Origin of the sequence: Diaminobutyricibacter sp. McL0608 (genome assembly GCF_039613825.1) — a bacterium.
Lineage (GTDB): Bacteria > Actinomycetota > Actinomycetes > Actinomycetales > Microbacteriaceae > Diaminobutyricibacter.
The window spans coordinates 1161531-1180340 of record NZ_CP154826.1 but is presented as its reverse complement, the minus strand read 5'-3'; the positions used below and the strand labels follow the sequence as shown (position 1 = coordinate 1180340).

The following is an 18810-nucleotide window of genomic DNA, read 5'->3' as shown; positions in this document are numbered from 1 at the left end:
GTCAGCGAGCTCCTCGTGATTCGGTGGTTATGGAAGCGTCGTGCCGTCGCAGTTCGGCCAGCTGCCGGGTGACCTCGCGCGCAAAAGCAGGGTCGACCAGGGAAGGATCGGGCCGCAGCAGCGCGAGTGCCTCGCGCGTGCTCGTCTCGGCGTCGGCCAGGTCGAGTGCGGCGGCGAGGGCTGCGGCTGCGGGATCCCGGACGTCCCGGGTCGTCAGATGGATGATCCAGGCGGCGACCGTGCGGGCCCCGGCGATTCCGACCGGCAGGCCCGCTTTCGCACGCTCGCTCGCGACATCGAGGATGCGCGGGGGCAGTTTCTGCGACCCGTCCTGGGCGATCTGGATCAGCCGGTGCTGGATGCGGGCGTTCTCGAAGCGCGATCGAAGCACGGCGAGCTGCGCATCCACCTCGGCGTCTTCGAACGAAAGAACCGGCCGCGCCTCGGTCCAGAGCTCTTCGAGCGCATCCCGACACACGTCGTCGGCCATGGCCTCGGCGATCGTCGCGCGTCCGCGCAGCAGGCCGAGGTAGGCGAGGGTGGAGTGCCCCGCGTTCAGCAGCCAGAGCTTTCGCCGTTCGAAAGGCGCGACGTCGTCGACGAACCGTGCGCCCGCGACCTCCCAGTCGGGCCTGCCGGAGGGGAATGAACCGCTCAGCACCCATTCGCTGAACGGTTCGGTGACGACCGGCGCGGCATCCGCGAACCCGGTGAGTTCGAGGGCGATCTCGCGGTCGTGCGGTTTCGCGGCCGGGGTGATGCGGTCGACCATCGTCGAGACGAAGGACACGTTCGCGTCGATCCACTCGAGGAGCGCGGGTTCGCCCGATGCGATCCCGCGCAGGAGATCGCGGACCACGCCTCCGTTCTCGGGCAGGTTGTCGCAGCTGACGACGGCGATGGGCGGAGCGCCCGCGTCGCGTCGCGCGCGCAGGCCCCTGACGAGGCGCGCTCCGGCCGACGCCGCGCCTGTGTCGCGATAGCCCGCCTCCGTGATCGTGAGCGTGACGATCGCGACTGCGGGGTCGGCCACCGCATCCGCCCAGAGTTGTTCGTCCCCGCCGTCGGCGGCGACGCTGATGCTCTCGATCAGCCGAGCCGAATCGCCGTCGTCACCGCGCTCGATGAGTGTGTACACGGCATCCTGCGCGGCCAGCACCGCTGCCGCATCCGGGGACCGTCCGGTGAACGCGGCGATGCCCCAGCCATCGGCGCCGTCGCCCGCCGAATCGTTCACCACCTGCGTGTACCAGGCCTGGTGCGCACGATGAAATGCGCCCAGACCGAGATGGACGATCCGCACGGGGTGGCGCTTCGCTCGCGGTGAGCCCGAAGCCTCCCCCGCCGAATCGTCCGACGTCATCGTGTCTCCTCACCGGCGCGCTCCCGCGTGCGGGACGCGACAGCCCGCAGGTATTCGAGATTGTCTCGCGTCCGCTCCTCGAGGGGAAGGTCGGTGGAGAAGTCCTCCGACGTCACCCAGCCGTCGTAGCCGAATGCGGCCAGCGCCGCGAAGTAGGCTTCGACATCCGCCTGGCCGGTGCGCAGTGGCGCCCACTCGTCGTGCCAGCGGATGCCGCCGCCGAAGCCGGGCTCTCCGTTCGGCACCCAGCGCACGTTCTTGACGTGCACGTGCGCGAGGTAGGGGCCGAGCAACTGGAACGCGGCGAGGTGATCCTCCTGCCCCTCGATGATGAGGTTGCCGAGGTCGTGGATCACGCCGACATGCTCGGGGTCGAGGCCGTCGACGAGCCGGAACGCGGCGGAGGCCGACGGCGTGATGGTCGTGTGGTGGAGCTCCACCAGCGCCTTCACGCCGAGGTCGGCCGCACGCTCGGCGGCCCATTCCAGGTCGGCGCGCGTCGCAGCGAACAGTTCGCGGTAGTCGCCGAGGCGCACCTGCGGCATGGTGACCCGCACCTGGCGTGCGCCGAGAGCAGCGGTCGCCGCGAGCATCCGGTCGACGTTCTCGTGGTCGTCGGCGCGCGCGTATCCTCCGATCCCCGAGAACTCGAGCCCGGCATCCCGCGTGATCCGCGCGATCTCGTCGAGTTCGCCCTCGAGTCCTTCGAGGGGCCAGGTGGCCCGGTTGCCCGCCCAGAATCCGGGCGGATCCGCCGGCTCCTGGTCGGTGACGCGCCATTCGATGCCGTCCCAGCCCTGGGCGGCGAGAATGCGCGCGGCCTGCTCGGGCGCCCATTCCGGGGTCGAGGCCGTGAAGACGGAGAACTTCATGCGCCCGCTCCCGTCGCCACGGTGATCCCATCGAGCGACCCGGACAGGACCTCGTCGAGTGCGACCGCACGTCCGAGGGTGGCCGAGAGGTAGACGGCGCGCACGACGGCGAGCGAGAGGAGCGCATCCTCCACCCGAACGCCGGGTTCGCGACCGTCTGTGATCGCATCGACGACATCCTCGTACTGCCGCAGGTGGCCGGCGATGAACACGTCGGGCCCGCGGTCGCCGCCGCGGACTTCGCCGGCCGGCACGAGGTCGGCGGCCTGGTTGCGGGCCGAGGACCCGCTGGGGTCGAACGCGCCCTCGGGGGCCGCGTAGAAGTACTCGAGCTGATCGTCATCGATGATCGCCGAGCCGCGGTCGCCGTGCACCTGCACGCGAACGGACAGTCCGGGGTAGGCGGCGGTCGTCGCGTGGATGACGCCCAGCGCGCCGGACTCGAAGCGCATCGTCGCGACGGCGACATCCTCGACCTCGACGCGGTCGTGGGCGAGGAGGGCGGTGTGGGCGTACACATCGACCGGCCGCCCGAGGAACCAGACGAGCAGGTCCACGGTGTGCACACCCTGGTTCATCACGGCTCCCCCGCCGTCGAGTTCCCATGTTCCGCGCCACTGACCCGAGTCGTAGTAATCCTGGCTGCGCCACCAGGCGACGGATGCGATCCCGCTGGTGACGCGCCCGAACCGTCCGTCATGAACGGCCCGGGCCACCGCGACGGACGAGGGATCGAACCGGTGCTGGCTGATCACCGAGACGACGAGTCCGCGCGCCGCGGCCTCGTCGGCCAGGTCTGCTATCTCCCGGGCACGAGGCATCGACACGTCGAGCGGCTTCTCGATCACGACATGCTTTCCCGCGGCGAGCGCCTCCTCGGCGAGCCGAACATGGAGGCCGCTCGGGGTGCAGACGACGACCAGGTCGATCGTGGTCGACGCGAGCGCATCCGCCAGCGTCTCGTACTCCGCGGGCCGCGCGACTCCCAGCGCGGACGCAACCTGGTCGGCAAGCGCCGTTGCAGCCTCGGGGACCGCGTCGACCAGGGCGGTGATGGTCAGGCGCGGGTGCCGGGCGATCGCCCTGGCGTGGTTCAGGCCGATGATCCCGCAGCCGACGATGGCGACGGAGAGGATCGGGCTGTCGGTGTGTGCGTCGCTCATGCGAGTCGGACTCCGATTCGGTCGGTGAGAGCACGGAAGGCGCGGCCGGCGCGGCCGAACGCCTCGGGACCGGAGAAGCCACCGAGGGCGTTCACGTCGGTGAGATGCGGCTCCAGAGAGGCGAAGCCGGTGTAGGCGTCATCGCGGAGCGCGGTCACCGTCTCGAGCAGCTGCCCGTCGCCCTCCCCGGCCGCGCGCACCTCGCCGGTCGCGGAGACCGCATCCTTCACCTGCAGGTATTCGAGGTGGGGTCGCAGCATCGCGTATCCGTCGTCGAACGGACGGGCGACACCGACCTGCACGAAGTTCGCGCTGTCCCAGGCCACCCGCAGGTGGTCGGAGCCGACCGACTCGATGATGTCGAGCACCCTCTCGGGAGTGTCCCCGTAGATGTCCTTCTCGTTCTCGTGGAGGAGCACGATGTCGGACCGCTCGGCGAGGTCGGTGAGGGCGCGCATCCGGTGCAGAACGTCGTCGCGGATGCTCGCGACCGAGACACCATCACCGCGGAAGAAGGAGAAGACCCGGATGTAGCGGGTGCCCAGCCGGTGGGCGGCCGCGATCGCGCGGTCGAGACGCTCGAGTTCGTGCTCGACGGGCAACGACACGTCGACCTTTCCGATCGGCGAAGCGACGGCTGACACGCCGACCGAACGCTCGCGAAGCAGCCCGGCGAGACGGTCGAGGGAGCCGGCGTCGAGATCGACGATGTTCACTCCCCACGCGCTGCGCACCTCGATGTGGCGTGCACCGAGCGACTGCAGCACCGCGGCCTGCACGACCGGGTCCGGATCGATCTCGTCACCGAACCCGGAGAGGGTCCATTCGGTCTGGGTCATTTGACTCCTCCTGACGTGAGGCCACCGACGAGGTAGCGCTGGAAGACGAGGTACAGCACGACGACCGGCACAGCGCAGATGAGGGATGCCGCCATCATCTGCCCGTAGAGCGGTATCGCGCCACCCTCCTGAGTGGCCCCGAACACCTGCAGCGCCACCGCGGCCGTGCGGGTGTCCGGGTTGGTCAGAACGGATGCGAAGAGCACATCGTTCCAGCCGAGCAGGAACGCGAAGATCGCCGACACGACGATGCCCGGCCAGCTCAGCGGCACGACGATCCTGGTGAGGATGCGCCACGACGAGGCGGCGTCAATGCGGGCGGCCTCCTCGAGTTCGCGCGGCAGACCGCGCAGGTAGGTGACCATGACCCACGTCGAGAACGGCAGCGCGAACGTCAGATACGTGACGAACAGCGCCCAGCGGGTGCCGATGATCTGGATGCCGAGCAGGGTCGCCGTGCTGGCGAACAGCACGAACACCGGCAGCAGCATGAGCGTGCCCGGGATCGACTGCAGTCCGAGCAGTCCGCGCAGGAAGGCCAGGCGTCCGCGGAATGCGAACCGCACGAGCACGTACGCGGTCGAGATGGCGAGGAAGGCGCACACGATTGCGACGGAACCGCAGACGAGAACGCTGTTCATCAGTCCGAGACCGAGATCGACGGTCGACCAGACCTTCAGGTAGTTGTCGAGATGGAGCTCCTGCGGGAAGAACGCGCCGGACGCCACCGAGACGTCGGAGTTGACCGACGAGAAGAGCATGTAGAGAACGGGTCCCAGCACCATGATCAGCAGGACGGTGATGATCGCGACGATCAGTGGCTTCGGAAGCAGCTTGGTGACGTCGGTCATGGTCGCCGTCCGTCCTCTCCGGTGTCGAGTCTCACGGCGCGCAGGTACGCGAACAGTGGGATGGCGATGAGCACGAGCGAGAGGATCGCCATCGCGGCGCTCAGGCCGAAGCGGAAGCTCTGGAAGCTCGTGACGTAGGTCAGCACCGGAAGCACTTCGACATCCTGCGGGGCGGGAACGCCGAACAGCACGAACGGCAGGGTGAAGGCGTTGATGTTGTGGAGGAAGGCGATGATGAGTGCCAGCGTCACCGGGCCCTTGAGGTACGGGAAGATCACATAGCGCAGCTTCGTCCACCAGAGCGCCCCGTCGAGAGCCGCGGCCTCGTGCACTTCGTGATCGACGGACTGGAGGCCGGCCAGGACCAGCAGGTAGAAGAACGGCCAGGATGTCCAGATCTGCACGGCGATCAGCGCCCAGTAGCTCTGCGGGCCGTTCAGCCAGAGGCCGGTGTGCATGCCCATCCCGCTCAGAACGGAGTCGACGACGCCGCCGGGCTGCAGCATCGTGCGCCAGAGTGTGCCGACCACGAACGCCGGCAGCACGTACGGGATGAGGAACAGCGACCGGACGAGACCACGGCCCCGGAAACGGTTCTGCGTCGCGAGGGCGGCGGCCACACCGATCGGGAGGGTGACGACCGCCGCGATGACGGCGAAAGAGACGCTGATCCACATCGAATGCAGGAAGGGCGACTTCGCCACGGCTTCGACGTAGTTCTGGAGACCGATGAACGGCGCCTGGAGCCAGCTCTGGAGGGTGTACTGGTCGAGGTCGAGCGTCGACATGAGGACAGCGACGACGAGCGGGACGACGATGACCAGCACCATCAGGATGCCGCCGGGCAGCAGCAGCCAGAGTGGCCGGTTGCGCTCCTGGACGGTCTTCGTGCGCCGGCGGGCCGGGCGGCCGCCCGCGGGACGAGGTCCCACGGGCGAACCGCCCTGCTCACCGGTGACGCTCTCCGGCGCCACCACGGTTGTCTCAGACATGGTCGGAACCGGTTACTTCGCCTTGTCCAGCGAGGCCTGTGCCGTCGCCTGCGCGGTCTTCAGCCTCGACTCGAGTTCGGACGAGCTGACCGAGCCGCGGGAGAGCGACGGGATCGACTGCACCACGACATTCACGAGGGCGAGCTGGGTGTCGCCCCAGGCGCCCGAGAACGGAGTACCGACCGACTTGGTTCCCGCGTCGAGGATCGGCGCGAGCGAGGTGTTGCCCTGCTCGATCTGCTTGGCAGCATCCACGTTGGTGGGCAGGTCGCCGAACGTCTTCGTGTACTTCACCTGGTTCTCGGTGCTCGTGAGCATCTTGACCAGGGCGAAGGTGAGGTCCTGGTTCTTCGAGTACTTCGCGACCACCATGTTGTCGCCCGAGATGATGCTCGAGGCGGGCTTGCCGCCGTTGAGGTTCGACGTCTCCCCCGGCGGCACGGTCGGCATGACCGCGTAGGCGTACTTGCCCGCCACAGCGGACTTGTCGAGCGTGACCTGGGACGACGAGGAGACCATCGGCAGGAAGGCCGCCTTGCCGTTCGCGAAGGAGGCGATCGCCTGGGCGTTCTTCCAGCCGATCGCGGCCGGGTCGACGACCTTGTCCTTGGTGAGCCAGTCGAAGTAGGTCTGGTAGGCCTTCTTGGTCGCCGGGTCGTCGATCTGCGCCTTCTTGGCGTCGAGGTCGAGGATCGGGTTGCCGGCCTGGAGGGACATCGCCCAGACGAACTTCCACGGGTCGAACGAGTCGGCATACGCGATCGCCATTCCGTGGACGTCACCGCTCGTCAGTTTCTTCGCCTGATCGGTGAGGCCGTCCCAGGTGGTGGCCGGCTTGTCGATGCCGGCTGCCGCCAGCAGATCCTTGTTGTACGCCATCACGAACGGGCGGCTGAGGAACGGGATGCCGACCTCGTTCTTCTCGTCGGGACCCGAGATCCCGAGGGTCGCCGGAACGAACCGGTCGCGGCCGCCCACCTTCGCCCAGTCTGCATCCGTCAGCTTGACGAAGGCGCCCGTCGAGTACGCCGTTGGGGTGAACGTCGTACCGAGGTCGTAGAGATCGGGCCCCTGGCCCGACAGCACGGACGTCTGGATCTTGGTGAGCTCGTCGTTCGCGGAGGCGAACGTCTCGAAGGCGACCTTCGCTCCGGTCTGCTTCTCGAACTGGGCGGAGACGTCCTGGAACCACTGCTTCTGCTCGGTCGGATAGATCGCGTTCGCGGCAATCATGACGTTGATCGTCTTGCCTTTTCCGTCGAGTTTCGACGACCCGGAATCGGACGTGCCGTTGGAAGAACAACCCTGGAGCGCCAGGCCGACGACGGCCAGGGCTGCGACGGCGACAAGCGCCTTGCGTACTTTCATCGTGACTCTCCTTTGAGTGAGGACGGGGCGGTGCCACCCCCTGTCATGCCGCGTGTTCGGCGGCTGGAACAGACCCTAGGGAAGATGAAAATACCTATGCAACCGTTTGCCAAAATTTGCCAACCTGTGCTTTGCTTCCCCCATGGAACCTCTCGCAGGAGCGGGGTCACGCCGCCCAGCCACGCTTGCTGACGTTGCTGCGGCCAGCGGCGTCGCCACCTCCACCGTCTCCCGCGCCCTCTCCAATCCGGGTCGTGTCAACGTCGTGACACGTGAGCGGATCGAGCGCGCCGCCCGCGAACTCGAGTACGTTCCCAACTCTCAGGCCCGTGCCCTCACGTCCGGCAGGACGCGAGCGATCGCAGTACTCGTCTCCGATGTGACCAACCCGTTCTACTTCGGGATCATCCGGGGAACCCAGCAGCAGCTCAAAGCCGCAGGCTATACGCAACTCCTCGTGGACACCGAAGAGTCCGACGAGTTCGAGGACGGCATGCTCCACAAGCTCCGACGCTCGTTCGACGGCGCCATCCTCGCAGCCTCCAGACTCACCGACCGACGCCTGACGACGCTGGCCGGCGAGATCCCCCTGGTCGCGATCAACCGCCAGACCAAAGGTGTGCCCAGCGTGTTCATCGACACTCCGGGCGGGATGGAGCAGGCGCTCGGCCACCTGGTCTCGCTCGGGCACCGCGACATCGCCTACGTCTCCGGACCCGAAACGTCGTGGCCGAACGAAGGCCGCTGGCGCGCACTCGTGCGGGCAAGCGGCGCCCACGGCGTCACGGTGCGGCGCATCGGCCCGTTCACGCCCAAGAAGAACGCCGGGGCCGCGGCCGCAGACGCCGTACTCAACGCCGGAGTCACCGCCTGCATCGCCTTCAACGATCTGCTCGCCATCGGCATGCTGATGCGCCTGCGTGAGCGCGGCGTGGCCGTTCCCGACGAGATCAGCATCGTCGGCTGCGACGACATCTTCGGAGCCGACTTCTGCAGCCCTCCGCTCACTACTCTGACGGCGCCGATCGAGCAGGCCGGGCGCACGGCCGTATCGATGCTGCTCGCCCGGCTCGAATCCGATTCGATCGTCGCGGGTCGCCAGAGCGCGACGCTGCCCACTCACCTCACCGTGCGCGCGTCGACCGGGCCGGCACCGCACCCGAAAGGACGATCATGACCGCACTCGCACCGCATCCAGACCGGCTCTTCCCCGTCGAACCGATCGAACGCGACCTCGCGCGCCGACTCCACGCATCCGTCGTCCACGCTCCGATCTACTCGCCGCACGGCCACATCGACGCGGCCATGCTGGCCGACGACACCCCGTTTCCCGACCCGGCGGCGCTGCTGATCACGCCCGACCACTACGTCCTCCGGATGCTCCATGCGGTAGGCGTGCCGCTCGACGAGCTCGGGGTGCCGCGCGCGGGATCGGAGGCCACCGCATCCGGCCGATCCATCTGGCGGAGGCTCTGCGAGCACTGGGACGACTTCCTCGGAACGCCCGTCCGATACTGGTTCGAAACCGAGCTGACCGAGGTGTTCGGCCTCACGGAGCAGCCCTCCGTCAGCAATGCGGACGAACTCTACGATCAGCTCTCGGAGACCCTGGCCCGCGACGAGTTCCGGCCCCGTGCCCTCCTCGAACGGTTCCGGATCGCCGTGCTCGCGACCACGGACGACCCTGCGGACGATCTTGCCGCCCACCACGCCCTCCGCGACGATCCGACCTTCAGTGCGAGCGTGATCCCCACCTTCCGCACCGACCGGTACATGAACCCGGACGAGCCGACCTGGACGGGCCGGCTCGACCTGCTCACCTCCCGCTCCGGATTCGACTGCTCGACCTACGGCGGTCTCCTCGATGCCCTCAGAAGCCGCCGCCAGACGTTTATCGCGGCCGGCGGAACCGCTACAGACACAGGCGTTCCGGATGCCGGTTCCGAGCCTCTCGACGCAGCCGACGCCGAGCGCATCCACCGCTCCGCACTGATGGGACCCCTCACGGAAGGCGAGGCGACGGCCTACCGGCGCAACATGCTCTACCAGCTCGCCGCGATGTCCAGCGAAGACGGTCTCGTCATGCAGCTGCACCCCGGCGTGATCCGGAACCACCATCGGCCGACGTTCGACGTCTACGGGCCGGACACCGGCCATGACCTGCCCGACGTGGGCTCGTTCACGCGGCCGCTCACGCCCATCCTGCGCGACTTCGGCACGAACCCGGTGTTCCGGCTGGTGCTCTTCACCGTCGACGAGACCACCTTCTCCCGCGAGATCGCACCGCTCGCCGGTTTCTACCCCTCCGTCTACGCCGGGGCGCCGTGGTGGTTCCTGGACACGCCCGCGGCGATCCTGCGCTATCGGCAAGCGGTCACCGACGGTGCCGGCTTCACGAAGACCAGCGGTTTCATCGACGACACCCGGGCGTTCTGCTCGATCCCCGCCCGCCACGACATGTCGCGCCGGGTCGACGCCGCCTACCTCTCGTCGCTCGTCGCCACACACCAGCTCAGCGAAGACGACGCCTTCGCTCTGGCGAAGCGGCTCGTCTCCGACATTCCGCGCGCGACGTTCCGTCTGCCATGACCTGCGACCTTCAAGCGGCGTAACCGGGCGGGTCGCCCTCCCGGGCGCCCGCTACGCTGGAAATACTGTCCCATCCCCCCTGAAGGAGCCGATCGTGCCCGAGTCCACCGCCGGAAAAGCCAACATCGGAGTCGTCGGTCTGGCGGTGATGGGCTCCAACCTCGCCCGTAACCTCGCCTCCCGCGAAGGCAACACCGTCGCCGTCTTCAACCGCACCTTCGCCCGCACCGAAACGCTGACCGGGGAACATCCCGAAGCAGGCTTCGTCGCAAGCCAAGCGATCGACGACTTCGTCGCATCGCTGAAGAAGCCTCGCACCGCGATCATCATGGTCCAGGCGGGAGCGGGAACGGATGCGGTCATCGACGAACTCGTCGAGCGCTTCGAGCCGGGAGACATCATCGTCGACGGCGGGAACGCCAATTTCCAGGACACGATCGCGCGCGAGAAGCGCATCAGCCCGACCGGAATCCACTTCGTCGGCGCCGGAATCTCCGGCGGTGAAGAGGGCGCCCTGAAGGGTCCGTCGATCATGCCTGGCGGTTCCGTCGAGTCCTACGAGACGCTCGGTCCCATCCTCGCCTCCATCGCGGCGATCGCCGAAGGCGAGCCCTGCGTGACCCACGTCGGCACCGACGGCGCAGGCCACTTCGTCAAGATGATCCACAACGGCATCGAATACGCCGACATGCAGCTGATCGCCGAGGCGTACGACCTGCTGCGAACGGTCGGGGGTCTCGAGCCCGCTGCGATCGCCGACGTCTTCAGCGAATGGAACAAGGGCTACCTCGAGTCGTACCTGATCGAGATCACCGCCGAAGTCCTGCGCCAGGTCGACGCCAAGACCGGCAAGCCGTTCGTCGACATCGTCCTCGACGAGGCCGGGTCGAAGGGCACCGGGGTCTGGACCGTGCAGAACGCGCTCGACCTGGGCATCCCCGTCGGCGGCATCGCCGAAGCAGTGTTCGCGCGTGCCGTGTCGTCGAAGCCGAGCCAGCGTGCGGCGGTCCAGTCGGTCGTCACGAGCCGTCCCGAGGTCCAGAGGGTGGACACGTCGTTCGCGGACGACGTGTCCAAAGCGCTGTACGCATCCAAGGTCGTCGCATACGCCCAGGGATTCGACGCGATCATCGCGGGCGCTGAGAAATACGGCTGGCACATCAACAAGGACAAGATCGCGAAGATCTGGCGCGGCGGATGCATCATCCGGGCGCAGTTCCTCAACCGCATCGCCGACGCCTACGACGAGAACCCCGACATCGCGACGCTGCTTGAAGCGCCGTATTTCGCCGATGCCGTCGCAGAAGGCGAAGCGGCCTGGCGTCGCGTCGTCGCGACCGCAGCGCTCTCCGGCGTTCCGGTCCCCGGATTCGGCTCCGCGCTGAGCTACTACGACTCGCTCGCCTCGAAGCGACTGCCCGCCGCCCTCGTGCAGGGGCAGCGCGACTTCTTCGGGGCGCACACGTACAAGCGCGTGGATGAGGACGGCGTCTTCCACACGCTCTGGTCGGGCGACCGCTCCGAGATCGAAACGGTGGGTTCGTCCCACTGATGCGCGCTGGAGCTTAGAGGATTGCATCGCAATCCCGCGACGCCAGCGCCGAGCGAGCTAGTCTCGCGAGGGAGAACCTTGAGGGAGAGACATGCGTGAGCCACGCTGGCGGCAGGAGGGCGAGGAACCCGACTACCGGTTCTCGCTCGCGAACGAACGCACCTTCCTCGCCTGGGTCCGGACGGCGCTCGCCCTCCTGGCGGGCGGCGTCGTCCTCGAGCAGTTCTCCACCCAGATCGGTCCGCATTCGGTCATCGTCATCCTCGCTATCGCGCTCAGTGTGATCTCTGCGGTGCTGAGCGCGATCGCCTTCGTGCGCTGGCGCGCCAACGAGATCGCGATGCGGCACGGTAGGCGTTTGCCGACCACCATCGCGATCCCGCTGCTCTCAGCGGTCGTGCTGGCGGTCGCGGCCGTGATCGCCATCCTGCTGGCGGTGCACTGACGATGTCCTCTGGTGCGGTTGCAGACGAATCGGGCCGTGACCCGGGCCTTCAGGGCGAGCGAACAGCCCTCTCGTGGACCAGGACCGCACTGGTGATCACTGTCAACGCCCTGCTCGCTCTTCGGAGCGGCCTCGTCTACGGTCAGCTGGGTCTCACCCTCGTCGGTGTCGTGCTGGTCCTCGCGGCGATCGGGGCCGTGGTGTACGGCAACCTTCGCGGACGCGCGCTCTCGGGGCACCTCGGACACCACGTTCCGCCTGCCGCACCCGCCCTCGCGATCACGGTGCTGGCCGCCGTGACGCTGATCGCATCCGCCGCAGGGGTTGCGTCAGTGCTCGTACGACACTGAGACTCGGAACATGACGTTCGACGATCACCCGGAACTCGCAGGGTATGAGCCCCTCGGCGAGCCCCTCCACGGACGGCGCATGCAGAGCATGACCCGGGTCGTCGTGCTGCTCGGACTGGTCGCGCTGATCCTCCCGGGCGTGCTCACCACGGTGTCCGTCGCGTCGGCCACTGCCGACAACACCTGCTCGGTGTACGTCAAGATGTACGCTCCGAGCGCGCAGAGTTCGTCTGCACGATTCGAGCTGTTCGGCCCGGCCGGCCCCGGCTGGCAGTGCTACGCGCTGAACACGGAAGGCGACGCGACATTCGTCGCTCCGCTCGGCGTCATCCCAACGACCCCACGCCCCCCACGGCCCGCGACGAACAGCTAGGTGCGTCGCCGCGAGGCTCGCGAGACCCCGAGAGTCGCCGTTTGGACCGAACTGCCCCGGTAGACCAGCGATTCTCGGCGCCGCGGGCGATTCTCGAGCGGCTAAGCAGCCCCGTCGAACATCGAGGTGACGGAGCCTTCGGTGAATACCTGCTGGATCGCGCGAGCGAGAAGCGGCGCGATCGGAAGAATCGTGAGCTTCTCGAACTGCTTGTGTTCAGGAAGCGGAAGGGTGTCGGTCACGACCACCGAGTCGATCGCCCCGCTCTGCAGGAGTTCCGTCGCCGGGTCGCTGAAGACAGCGTGCGTGGCGGCCACGACGACACCGATGGCGCCGGCAGCCTTCAGCGCCTCGGCCGCCTTGACGATGGTGCGGCCGGTGTCGATCAGGTCGTCGACGAGGAGGCAGACGCGTCCGGAGACTTCACCGACGATCTCGTGAACCGACACCTGGTTCGGGACCAGCGGGTCGCGACGCTTGTGGATGATGGCCAGCGGAACGCCGAGCCGGTCGCTCCAGACGTCTGCGACACGCACTCGGCCCATGTCGGGCGACACGACCGTGAGGGTCGCCGGGTCGAGCTCTTTGCGCATGTGCTCGAGCAGCACCGGCATCGCGAAGAGGTGGTCGACAGGACCGTCGAAGAAGCCCTGGATTTGGGCGGCGTGCAGGTCGACCGACATGATGCGGTCGGCCCCCGCCGCCTTGAAGAGGTCGGCGATCAGGCGGGCCGAGATCGGCTCACGGCCGCGGCCCTTCTTGTCCTGGCGCGCGTACGGGTAGAAGGGGGCGACGACGGTGATGCGCTTGGCGGATGCACGTTTGAGCGCGTCGACCATGATCAGTTGCTCCATCAGCCATTCGTTGATCGGCGACGTGTGCGACTGGATGACGAACGCATCCGAACCGCGGACGCTCTCGTCGAAGCGCGCATAGATCTCGCCGTTCGCGAACGTGCGGGCATCGGTGGGAACCAGGTCGCTGCCGAGCTCATCGGCGATCTGCCGTGCAAGAGCCGGGTGCGCACGCCCCGAGATCAGAACCAGTCGTTTCTGCCCGGTGGCCGTGATTCCTGACACCTATTCCCCGCTCTCTTCCGCAGCTCGTGCGGCGTCGGTGCCAGGGCGTTTCGTGGCGACCCAGCCCTCGATATTGCGTTGTGGAGCCACCGTGATGGCCAGCGCGCCCGGTGGAACGTCTTTTCGAACGACCGTGCCTGCTCCGGTGTAGGCTCCGTCCCCCATCCTAACGGGAGCGACGAACACCGTATTGGTGCTCACGCGCACGTGCGAACCGATCTCGGTGCGGTGCTTGTTGACCCCGTCGTAGTTGGCGGTGATGACGCCGGCTCCGAGATTGGACTTCTCGCCGACCTCCGCGTCGCCGACATAGTTGAAGTGCGCGAGCTTCGTGCCGGAGCCGATGCGGGCGTTCTTGGTCTCGACGAACGTGCCGATCTTGCCGGATGCTCCCAGATACGTGCCCGGGCGCAGGTAGGCGAAAGGTCCGACGGTCGCGTTGGCTTCGATGACCGAGAGGGTGGCGTCGGTACGGCTGACCCGGGCGTCCTCGCCGATCTCGCAGTCGAGGAGTGTCGTGTCCGGGCCGACGGTGGCGCCGCGGGCGATCGTCGTGGCGCCGAGGATCTGGGTGCCGGGCAGCACGGTGACGTCTTCGGCGAGCTTCGCCTTCAGGTCGATCCACGTCGTCGCCGGGTCCTGCACCGTGACGCCGGCGAGCTGCCAGCCGCGTACGAGGAGCGCGTTGAGTTTCGCTGCAGCCTCGCTGAGTTGTGCCCGGTCGTTGATGCCCTCGACCAGCCAGGATTCGGAGACGGGGAGCGCATCCACCTCGGAACCCGCGCGCCGCAGCAACTCGATCACGTCGGTCAGGTACTTCTCGCCCTGCGCGTTGTCGGTCGTGAGGGCAGCCAGCTGGTCGCGGAGGGCGGAGAGCCCGAACAGGTAGATGCCGGCGTTGATCTCGCCGATCTCGCGTTCCGCATCCGTCGCATCCTTGTGCTCGACGATCCGGTCGAGATGTCCCTCCGGGGTGCGCACGATACGCCCGTAGCCGGCTGCGTCGACGGGGAAGCTGGACAGGATGGTCGCAGCGGCGTGTCCGGCGCGGTGCTTCTCGATGAGCCCGGCGAGGGTCTCTGCGTCGAGGAGCGGCACATCGCCGTTGACGACCAGCACATCCCCCTCGAAGTCCGCGGGGAGCGCCGCGACGGCGAGCTCGACCGCGCGACCGGTGCCCGGCACATCATCCTGGTCGACGATCACACTCTCGGGCATGTCGGCCTCGATGACCTCGACGAGACGATCCCGTTCGTGACGGACCACGGTGATCACGTGCGCCGCATCCAGCGTGCGCGCGGTGGCCAGCACATGACCGACGATCGGCACACCGGCGAGCGGGTGCAGGAGTTTCGGGGTCGCGGACTTCATTCGCGTGCCCTGGCCCGCGGCCAGGACGACGATCGCGAGATGTGAATCGGTCATGCGTGCTCACTTCCTCTCAGCCGCGGCGAAGAACCGCCACGGGTTCGCGTGGCTCCGCCTCCAGGACTCGAACCTGGACCTAACAGCTCCAAAGGCTGTCGTGCTGCCATTACACCAAGGCGGACCGCGACCGCCGGAGCGATCGCATCCCCCAGTTTGCCAGACGCGGGGTGGTGCGACCGGACGCGGAGGGTCGCGCCGGCCGCCTGCGGGCCAAACCGGTGCACGAAGAAATAGCATTGTGAAATGCCTGACGCAAGCGACGAAGTCGACCGGATCGTGGACTCGTGGCTTCGGGAGCGCCCCGACCTCGACTTCTCTCCGCTGCAAGTGCTGTCTCGCGTCGCGCGGCTGTCCAAGCATCTCGACCGCGCCCGCAAGAACGCCTTCACCCGGTCCGAGCTCGACTCCTGGGAGTTCGACGTGCTCTCCGCGCTGCGGCGGGCGGGAGCGCCGTACCAGCTCAGTCCGAAGGCGCTCCTGCAGCAGACGCTCGTCTCCAGCGGAACCATGACCAACCGGATCGACCGGCTCGTCGAGCGCGACCTCGTCGAACGCCGCACCGACCCCAACGACGGACGGGGCATCCTCGTGCACATGACGCCGCAGGGTCTCGCGCGCGTCGATGCGGCGATCACGCGCCTGGTCGACGCCGAGGCGGAACTGCTGTCGTCGCTCTCCCCGACTGACCAGGAGCGGCTCGCGGGCCTCCTCCGCCGGCTGTCGCTCGGGTTCGACTGAGTTTATGGTCGCGCCGGTCCCCGCCCGGCGCGACAGTGCTTCGCTGCGGCCGACGCGGTCGCCCTTCGCTTCGCTGCGCCAAACCTTGTCGGGTGTTCTGGGTGACGAGCGCTAAACCTTCTCGGGTGTTCTGGGTGACGAAAGGTGCGAGAAGTGGCTTTCGCGCGCGGTTTGGACCACTTCTGGCACCTTTCGGCGCCGAGGCCGGGCTGGCGGCGACGTCAGCGAGCCGCGACATAGGCGGCTCACAGGAGACCGTTATCCCGCGTCAATACAATCGGATGCGATGAGACTGTCACGCCTGAAACGACTGCCCTCCCGTGTCAAGCGCGCCGCCCGGTTCGAGATCCACGCGTATTGGCGCCGCCAGCCGATCGTGCAGGGGTCGGTGCTCTACGAGTCGTTCTCCGGCAATGGCATGCTCTGCAACCCCGAAGCGATCTTCCGAAAGCTCCTCGCGTCGCCCGATCTCGCGCATCTCACCCACATCTGGGTGCTCTCCGACGTGGACAAGTACCGTTCGACGGTCGCCGAGTTCGCCGGCCGGGCGAATGTGTCGTTCGTGCGGTACGGGTCGCCCGCCTACTTCCGCGCGCTGGCGACCAGCAACTTCATCGTCAACAATGCGACTTTCCCGCCCGACTTCAGCAAGCGCGAAGGCCAGGTGTACCTGAACACGTGGCACGGCACTCCGCTCAAACGGATGGGCTACGACATCGAAGAGGGCGCGCTCGCGACGGCCAACATCATCCGCAACTTCGTCGCCGCCGACTATCTGCTGGCCGCGAACCCGTTCATGGCCGACCAGATGTACGAGACGGCGTACAAGCTCCGCGGAATCTACCGCGGGACCATCATCGAAGAGGGCTACCCGAGAATCGACCGTCAGCGCCTCGACGAGGCCGGGCTGGCGAGCATCCGGGCCACGCTGACCGAGACGGGTATCCCGCTCGGCGATCGCAAGATCATCCTCTACGCCCCCACCTGGAAGGGCACGTCCTTCTCGCGGCCGAACGACGACATCGACGACCTCCTCACGCACATCTCGGCCGTCGAGAGCCGCATCGACACGAGTCGTTACATCGTGCTGCTGAAGACCCACCAGATCGTGCACAGTCTCGCGCACACCCGGCCGGAGCTGAAGCGCATGCTCGTGCCGAACGAGCTGCCGACGAACGTGATCCTCGGCGCGACCGATGTGCTGATCACGGACTACTCCAGCATCTTCTTCGACTTCCTCGAAACCGGCCGACCCGTCGCGTTCTTCGCGCCCGACCTGGCCGACTACTCGAACACTCGCGGTCTGTACCTGGAACCCGACCAGTGGCCGGGCCCGGTGGCTGTGACCGCGCACGAGCTCGGCGACATCCTGAACGCGATCGCCGCCGACGGCGACGCGATCCCCGCCACCCACCGCGAACGCTACCTGCAGATGCAGCAGGAGTTCTGCGGCTTCGACGACGGCGAGGCGGCCGACCGCGTCGTCGACATCGTGTTCCGCGGCAACACCGACGGCTACCGGCTGCGCACCGACCATTCGGACGGCCGCAAGTCGATACTGCTCTACCTGGGCGGCATGCGTCCCAACGGCATTACGACGTCCGTCCTGAATCTGCTCAACAACATCGACCACGCGGACTACGACGTCTCGGCGTTCTTCGCCCAGAGCACATCGCCCGCGGCCATCGGCAAGCAGAAGGCGATCAACCCCGAGGTCCGGCAGTTCCCGCGTGTGGGCGGCATGAATGGAACCAAGCTGCGGCACCTCGCCCGTCACCTGCACTTCCGTCGCGGCCGGATCGCGGAGCACCGCGACAACCCCATGCAGGACGAACTCTGGAACGACGAGTGGACCCGCTGCTTCGGCGAGTCCGTGTTCGACTACGTCGTGGATTTCAGCGGCTACGGCCCGTTCTGGGCGGCTCTGCTCCTGCACTCCCCCGAAGCCGTGCGTTCGATCTGGCTGCACAACGACCTCGCGTCGGACGCGCACCGCGAGGTCGACGGCCAGAAGCGGATGCTGCACAGCCTCACCCAGATCTTCACCCTCTACGAGCAGTACGACCACCTCGTCTCGGTGTCGCCGACCCTGTCTGACATCAACCGCAAGGAACTCGCGGAGTATGCCGACGGCCACAAGTTCATCTCGGCGCTGAACACGGTCGACGCCGACCACATCCTCGAATATGCCGCAGCCGACCTCCGCGCGGCGAGCTTCGACGAGGAGACCGGCACCGTTCCCGACTGGGCGGAAGCACTACTGGCCCCCGACGACGACGTGACCACCTTCGTCACCGTCGGCCGGTTGTCGCCGGAGAAGAACCAGGGACGCCTCATCCGGGCCTTCGCCCGCGTGCACGGGACCAATCCGCAGACCAGGCTGGTCATCGTCGGCTCCGGACCTCTCGAGAACGACCTGATCGCTCTGATCGCCGAGCTCGGTCTCACCGGCGCCGTCTTCCTGACGGGAATGCAGCGCAACCCGCACGTGATCATGGCCCACTCCGACTGCTTCGTCCTGTCGAGCGACTACGAAGGCCAGCCGATGGTCATCCTCGAAGCCCTTGTGCTCGGCCTGCCCATTGTCACCGTGGAGTTCGCGTCCGCGAAGAACGCGCTGCCGGCGGGTTCCGGGATGGTCGTGCCGCAGACCGACGAGGGCGTCGCCGACGGGATGGCCGCGTTCCTGCACGGCGAGGTGCCGGCGAGCGTGTTCGACTACCACGCGTACAACCGCAAGGCGGTCGACCAGTTCTACCGGGCGATCGGCGCCACCGCGGACGAACCGCAGCCCGTCTGAGCCGACCG

At 67.5% G+C, this 18810-nt stretch carries 17 protein-coding genes and 1 tRNA gene; 8 read left to right on the top strand and 10 right to left on the bottom strand.

Translation table 11 applies throughout. From position 1 onward, the window contains the following. Window position 1 precedes the first annotated feature (1 nt). Genes AAYO93_RS05435 through AAYO93_RS05405 form a run of 7 tightly spaced genes read right to left on the bottom strand, consistent with a single transcriptional unit; the run spans window position 2 to window position 7448 of the window. On the bottom strand, window positions 2-1363 hold the full coding sequence (locus tag AAYO93_RS05435) for a mannitol dehydrogenase family protein (protein WP_345763991.1): 1362 nt from the start codon (window positions 1361-1363) through the stop codon (window positions 2-4). After that, window positions 1360-2235: a sugar phosphate isomerase/epimerase family protein gene (locus tag AAYO93_RS05430; protein WP_345763990.1), complete on the bottom strand. Its 876-nt coding sequence runs from the start codon at window positions 2233-2235 to the stop codon at window positions 1360-1362. Before AAYO93_RS05430 ends, AAYO93_RS05435 begins: the two co-directional genes overlap by 4 nt. Continuing rightward, window positions 2232-3398, bottom strand: coding sequence for a Gfo/Idh/MocA family protein (locus tag AAYO93_RS05425; RefSeq protein WP_345763989.1), 1167 nt, complete (start codon window positions 3396-3398; stop codon window positions 2232-2234). Before AAYO93_RS05425 ends, AAYO93_RS05430 begins: the two co-directional genes overlap by 4 nt. Further along, window positions 3395-4237 carry a sugar phosphate isomerase/epimerase family protein gene (locus tag AAYO93_RS05420; protein WP_345763988.1) on the bottom strand — a complete coding sequence of 281 codons (843 nt, stop codon included), beginning with the start codon at window positions 4235-4237 and terminating at the stop codon, window positions 3395-3397. The genes AAYO93_RS05425 and AAYO93_RS05420 overlap by 4 nt, the downstream gene beginning before the upstream one ends. Next, window positions 4234-5088: a carbohydrate ABC transporter permease gene (locus AAYO93_RS05415; protein ID WP_345763987.1), complete on the bottom strand. Its 855-nt coding sequence runs from the start codon at window positions 5086-5088 to the stop codon at window positions 4234-4236. Before AAYO93_RS05415 ends, AAYO93_RS05420 begins: the two co-directional genes overlap by 4 nt. Further along, the gene (locus AAYO93_RS05410; protein WP_345763986.1) at window positions 5085-6080 is read right to left on the bottom strand and encodes a carbohydrate ABC transporter permease; all 996 of its coding nucleotides are present in this window, start codon (window positions 6078-6080) and stop codon (window positions 5085-5087) included. The genes AAYO93_RS05415 and AAYO93_RS05410 overlap by 4 nt, the downstream gene beginning before the upstream one ends. A 12-nt stretch (window positions 6081-6092) precedes the next feature. Then, window positions 6093-7448: an ABC transporter substrate-binding protein gene (locus AAYO93_RS05405; RefSeq protein WP_345763985.1), complete on the bottom strand. Its 1356-nt coding sequence runs from the start codon at window positions 7446-7448 to the stop codon at window positions 6093-6095. 142 nt (window positions 7449-7590) lie between these two features. On the opposite strand from AAYO93_RS05405, the gene AAYO93_RS05400 reads away from it, so the two are divergent. The 6 genes from AAYO93_RS05400 (at window position 7591) to AAYO93_RS05375 (ending at window position 12757) form a co-directional block, all read left to right on the top strand. Beyond that, window positions 7591-8625: a LacI family DNA-binding transcriptional regulator gene (locus tag AAYO93_RS05400; protein WP_345763984.1), complete on the top strand. Its 1035-nt coding sequence runs from the start codon at window positions 7591-7593 to the stop codon at window positions 8623-8625. Further along, window positions 8622-10037, top strand: coding sequence for a glucuronate isomerase (gene uxaC / locus AAYO93_RS05395; RefSeq protein WP_345763983.1), 1416 nt, complete (start codon window positions 8622-8624; stop codon window positions 10035-10037). The genes AAYO93_RS05400 and uxaC overlap by 4 nt, the downstream gene beginning before the upstream one ends. A gap of 148 nt (window positions 10038-10185) precedes the next feature. Then, window positions 10186-11589: an NADP-dependent phosphogluconate dehydrogenase gene (gene gndA / locus AAYO93_RS05390; protein WP_345764819.1), complete on the top strand. Its 1404-nt coding sequence runs from the start codon at window positions 10186-10188 to the stop codon at window positions 11587-11589. A gap of 91 nt (window positions 11590-11680) precedes the next feature. Continuing rightward, on the top strand, window positions 11681-12034 hold the full coding sequence (locus tag AAYO93_RS05385) for a YidH family protein (protein ID WP_345763982.1): 354 nt from the start codon (window positions 11681-11683) through the stop codon (window positions 12032-12034). Between the two features lie 92 nt (window positions 12035-12126). Next, window positions 12127-12384, top strand: a complete 258-nt coding sequence (locus tag AAYO93_RS05380) for a hypothetical protein (protein ID WP_345763981.1) — start codon at window positions 12127-12129, stop codon at window positions 12382-12384. A gap of 10 nt (window positions 12385-12394) precedes the next feature. Continuing rightward, on the top strand, window positions 12395-12757 hold the full coding sequence (locus tag AAYO93_RS05375) for a hypothetical protein (RefSeq protein ID WP_345763980.1): 363 nt from the start codon (window positions 12395-12397) through the stop codon (window positions 12755-12757). 101 nt (window positions 12758-12858) lie between these two features. Here the strand turns inward: AAYO93_RS05375 and AAYO93_RS05370 are convergent, their stop codons facing one another. The 3 genes from AAYO93_RS05370 to AAYO93_RS05360 all read right to left on the bottom strand — a co-directional run bounded on the left by AAYO93_RS05370 (window position 12859) and on the right by AAYO93_RS05360 (window position 15385). Continuing rightward, window positions 12859-13836 carry a ribose-phosphate diphosphokinase gene (locus AAYO93_RS05370; RefSeq protein WP_345763979.1) on the bottom strand — a complete coding sequence of 326 codons (978 nt, stop codon included), beginning with the start codon at window positions 13834-13836 and terminating at the stop codon, window positions 12859-12861. After that, the gene (glmU, locus tag AAYO93_RS05365; protein ID WP_345763978.1) at window positions 13837-15261 is read right to left on the bottom strand and encodes a bifunctional UDP-N-acetylglucosamine diphosphorylase/glucosamine-1-phosphate N-acetyltransferase GlmU; all 1425 of its coding nucleotides are present in this window, start codon (window positions 15259-15261) and stop codon (window positions 13837-13839) included. It abuts the gene before it with no gap. A gap of 49 nt (window positions 15262-15310) precedes the next feature. Further along, window positions 15311-15385 (bottom strand) — tRNA-Gln (locus AAYO93_RS05360). Between the two features lie 122 nt (window positions 15386-15507). On the opposite strand from AAYO93_RS05360, the gene AAYO93_RS05355 reads away from it, so the two are divergent. Together AAYO93_RS05355 and AAYO93_RS05350 are read left to right on the top strand one after the other, a co-directional pair. After that, window positions 15508-16002 (top strand): MarR family winged helix-turn-helix transcriptional regulator, encoded by a 495-nt coding sequence (locus AAYO93_RS05355; RefSeq protein WP_345763977.1) that lies wholly within the window; start codon window positions 15508-15510, stop codon window positions 16000-16002. Window positions 16003-16288: 286 nt separating this feature from the next. Continuing rightward, window positions 16289-18802, top strand: a complete 2514-nt coding sequence (locus tag AAYO93_RS05350; RefSeq protein WP_345763976.1) for a glycosyltransferase — start codon at window positions 16289-16291, stop codon at window positions 18800-18802. Window positions 18803-18810: the final 8 nt, after the last annotated feature.

What these genes read in the sequence shown, in the direction of transcription:
- AAYO93_RS05435 (WP_345763991.1), bottom strand. Translation starts at nt 1,363, where the DNA reads ATGACGTCGGACGATTCGGCGGGGGAGGCTTCGGGCTCACCGCGAGCG.
- AAYO93_RS05430 (WP_345763990.1), bottom strand. Translation starts at nt 2,235, where the DNA reads ATGAAGTTCTCCGTCTTCACGGCCTCGACCCCGGAATGGGCGCCCGAG.
- AAYO93_RS05425 (WP_345763989.1), bottom strand. Translation starts at nt 3,398, where the DNA reads ATGAGCGACGCACACACCGACAGCCCGATCCTCTCCGTCGCCATCGTC.
- AAYO93_RS05420 (WP_345763988.1), bottom strand. Translation starts at nt 4,237, where the DNA reads ATGACCCAGACCGAATGGACCCTCTCCGGGTTCGGTGACGAGATCGAT.
- AAYO93_RS05415 (WP_345763987.1), bottom strand. Translation starts at nt 5,088, where the DNA reads ATGACCGACGTCACCAAGCTGCTTCCGAAGCCACTGATCGTCGCGATC.
- AAYO93_RS05410 (WP_345763986.1), bottom strand. Translation starts at nt 6,080, where the DNA reads ATGTCTGAGACAACCGTGGTGGCGCCGGAGAGCGTCACCGGTGAGCAG.
- AAYO93_RS05405 (WP_345763985.1), bottom strand. Translation starts at nt 7,448, where the DNA reads ATGAAAGTACGCAAGGCGCTTGTCGCCGTCGCAGCCCTGGCCGTCGTC.
- AAYO93_RS05400 (WP_345763984.1), top strand. Translation starts at nt 7,591, where the DNA reads ATGGAACCTCTCGCAGGAGCGGGGTCACGCCGCCCAGCCACGCTTGCT.
- uxaC (WP_345763983.1), top strand. Translation starts at nt 8,622, where the DNA reads ATGACCGCACTCGCACCGCATCCAGACCGGCTCTTCCCCGTCGAACCG.
- gndA (WP_345764819.1), top strand. Translation starts at nt 10,186, where the DNA reads ATGGGCTCCAACCTCGCCCGTAACCTCGCCTCCCGCGAAGGCAACACC.
- AAYO93_RS05385 (WP_345763982.1), top strand. Translation starts at nt 11,681, where the DNA reads ATGCGTGAGCCACGCTGGCGGCAGGAGGGCGAGGAACCCGACTACCGG.
- AAYO93_RS05375 (WP_345763980.1), top strand. Translation starts at nt 12,395, where the DNA reads ATGACGTTCGACGATCACCCGGAACTCGCAGGGTATGAGCCCCTCGGC.
- glmU (WP_345763978.1), bottom strand. Translation starts at nt 15,261, where the DNA reads ATGACCGATTCACATCTCGCGATCGTCGTCCTGGCCGCGGGCCAGGGC.
- AAYO93_RS05355 (WP_345763977.1), top strand. Translation starts at nt 15,508, where the DNA reads ATGCCTGACGCAAGCGACGAAGTCGACCGGATCGTGGACTCGTGGCTT.
- AAYO93_RS05350 (WP_345763976.1), top strand. Translation starts at nt 16,289, where the DNA reads ATGAGACTGTCACGCCTGAAACGACTGCCCTCCCGTGTCAAGCGCGCC.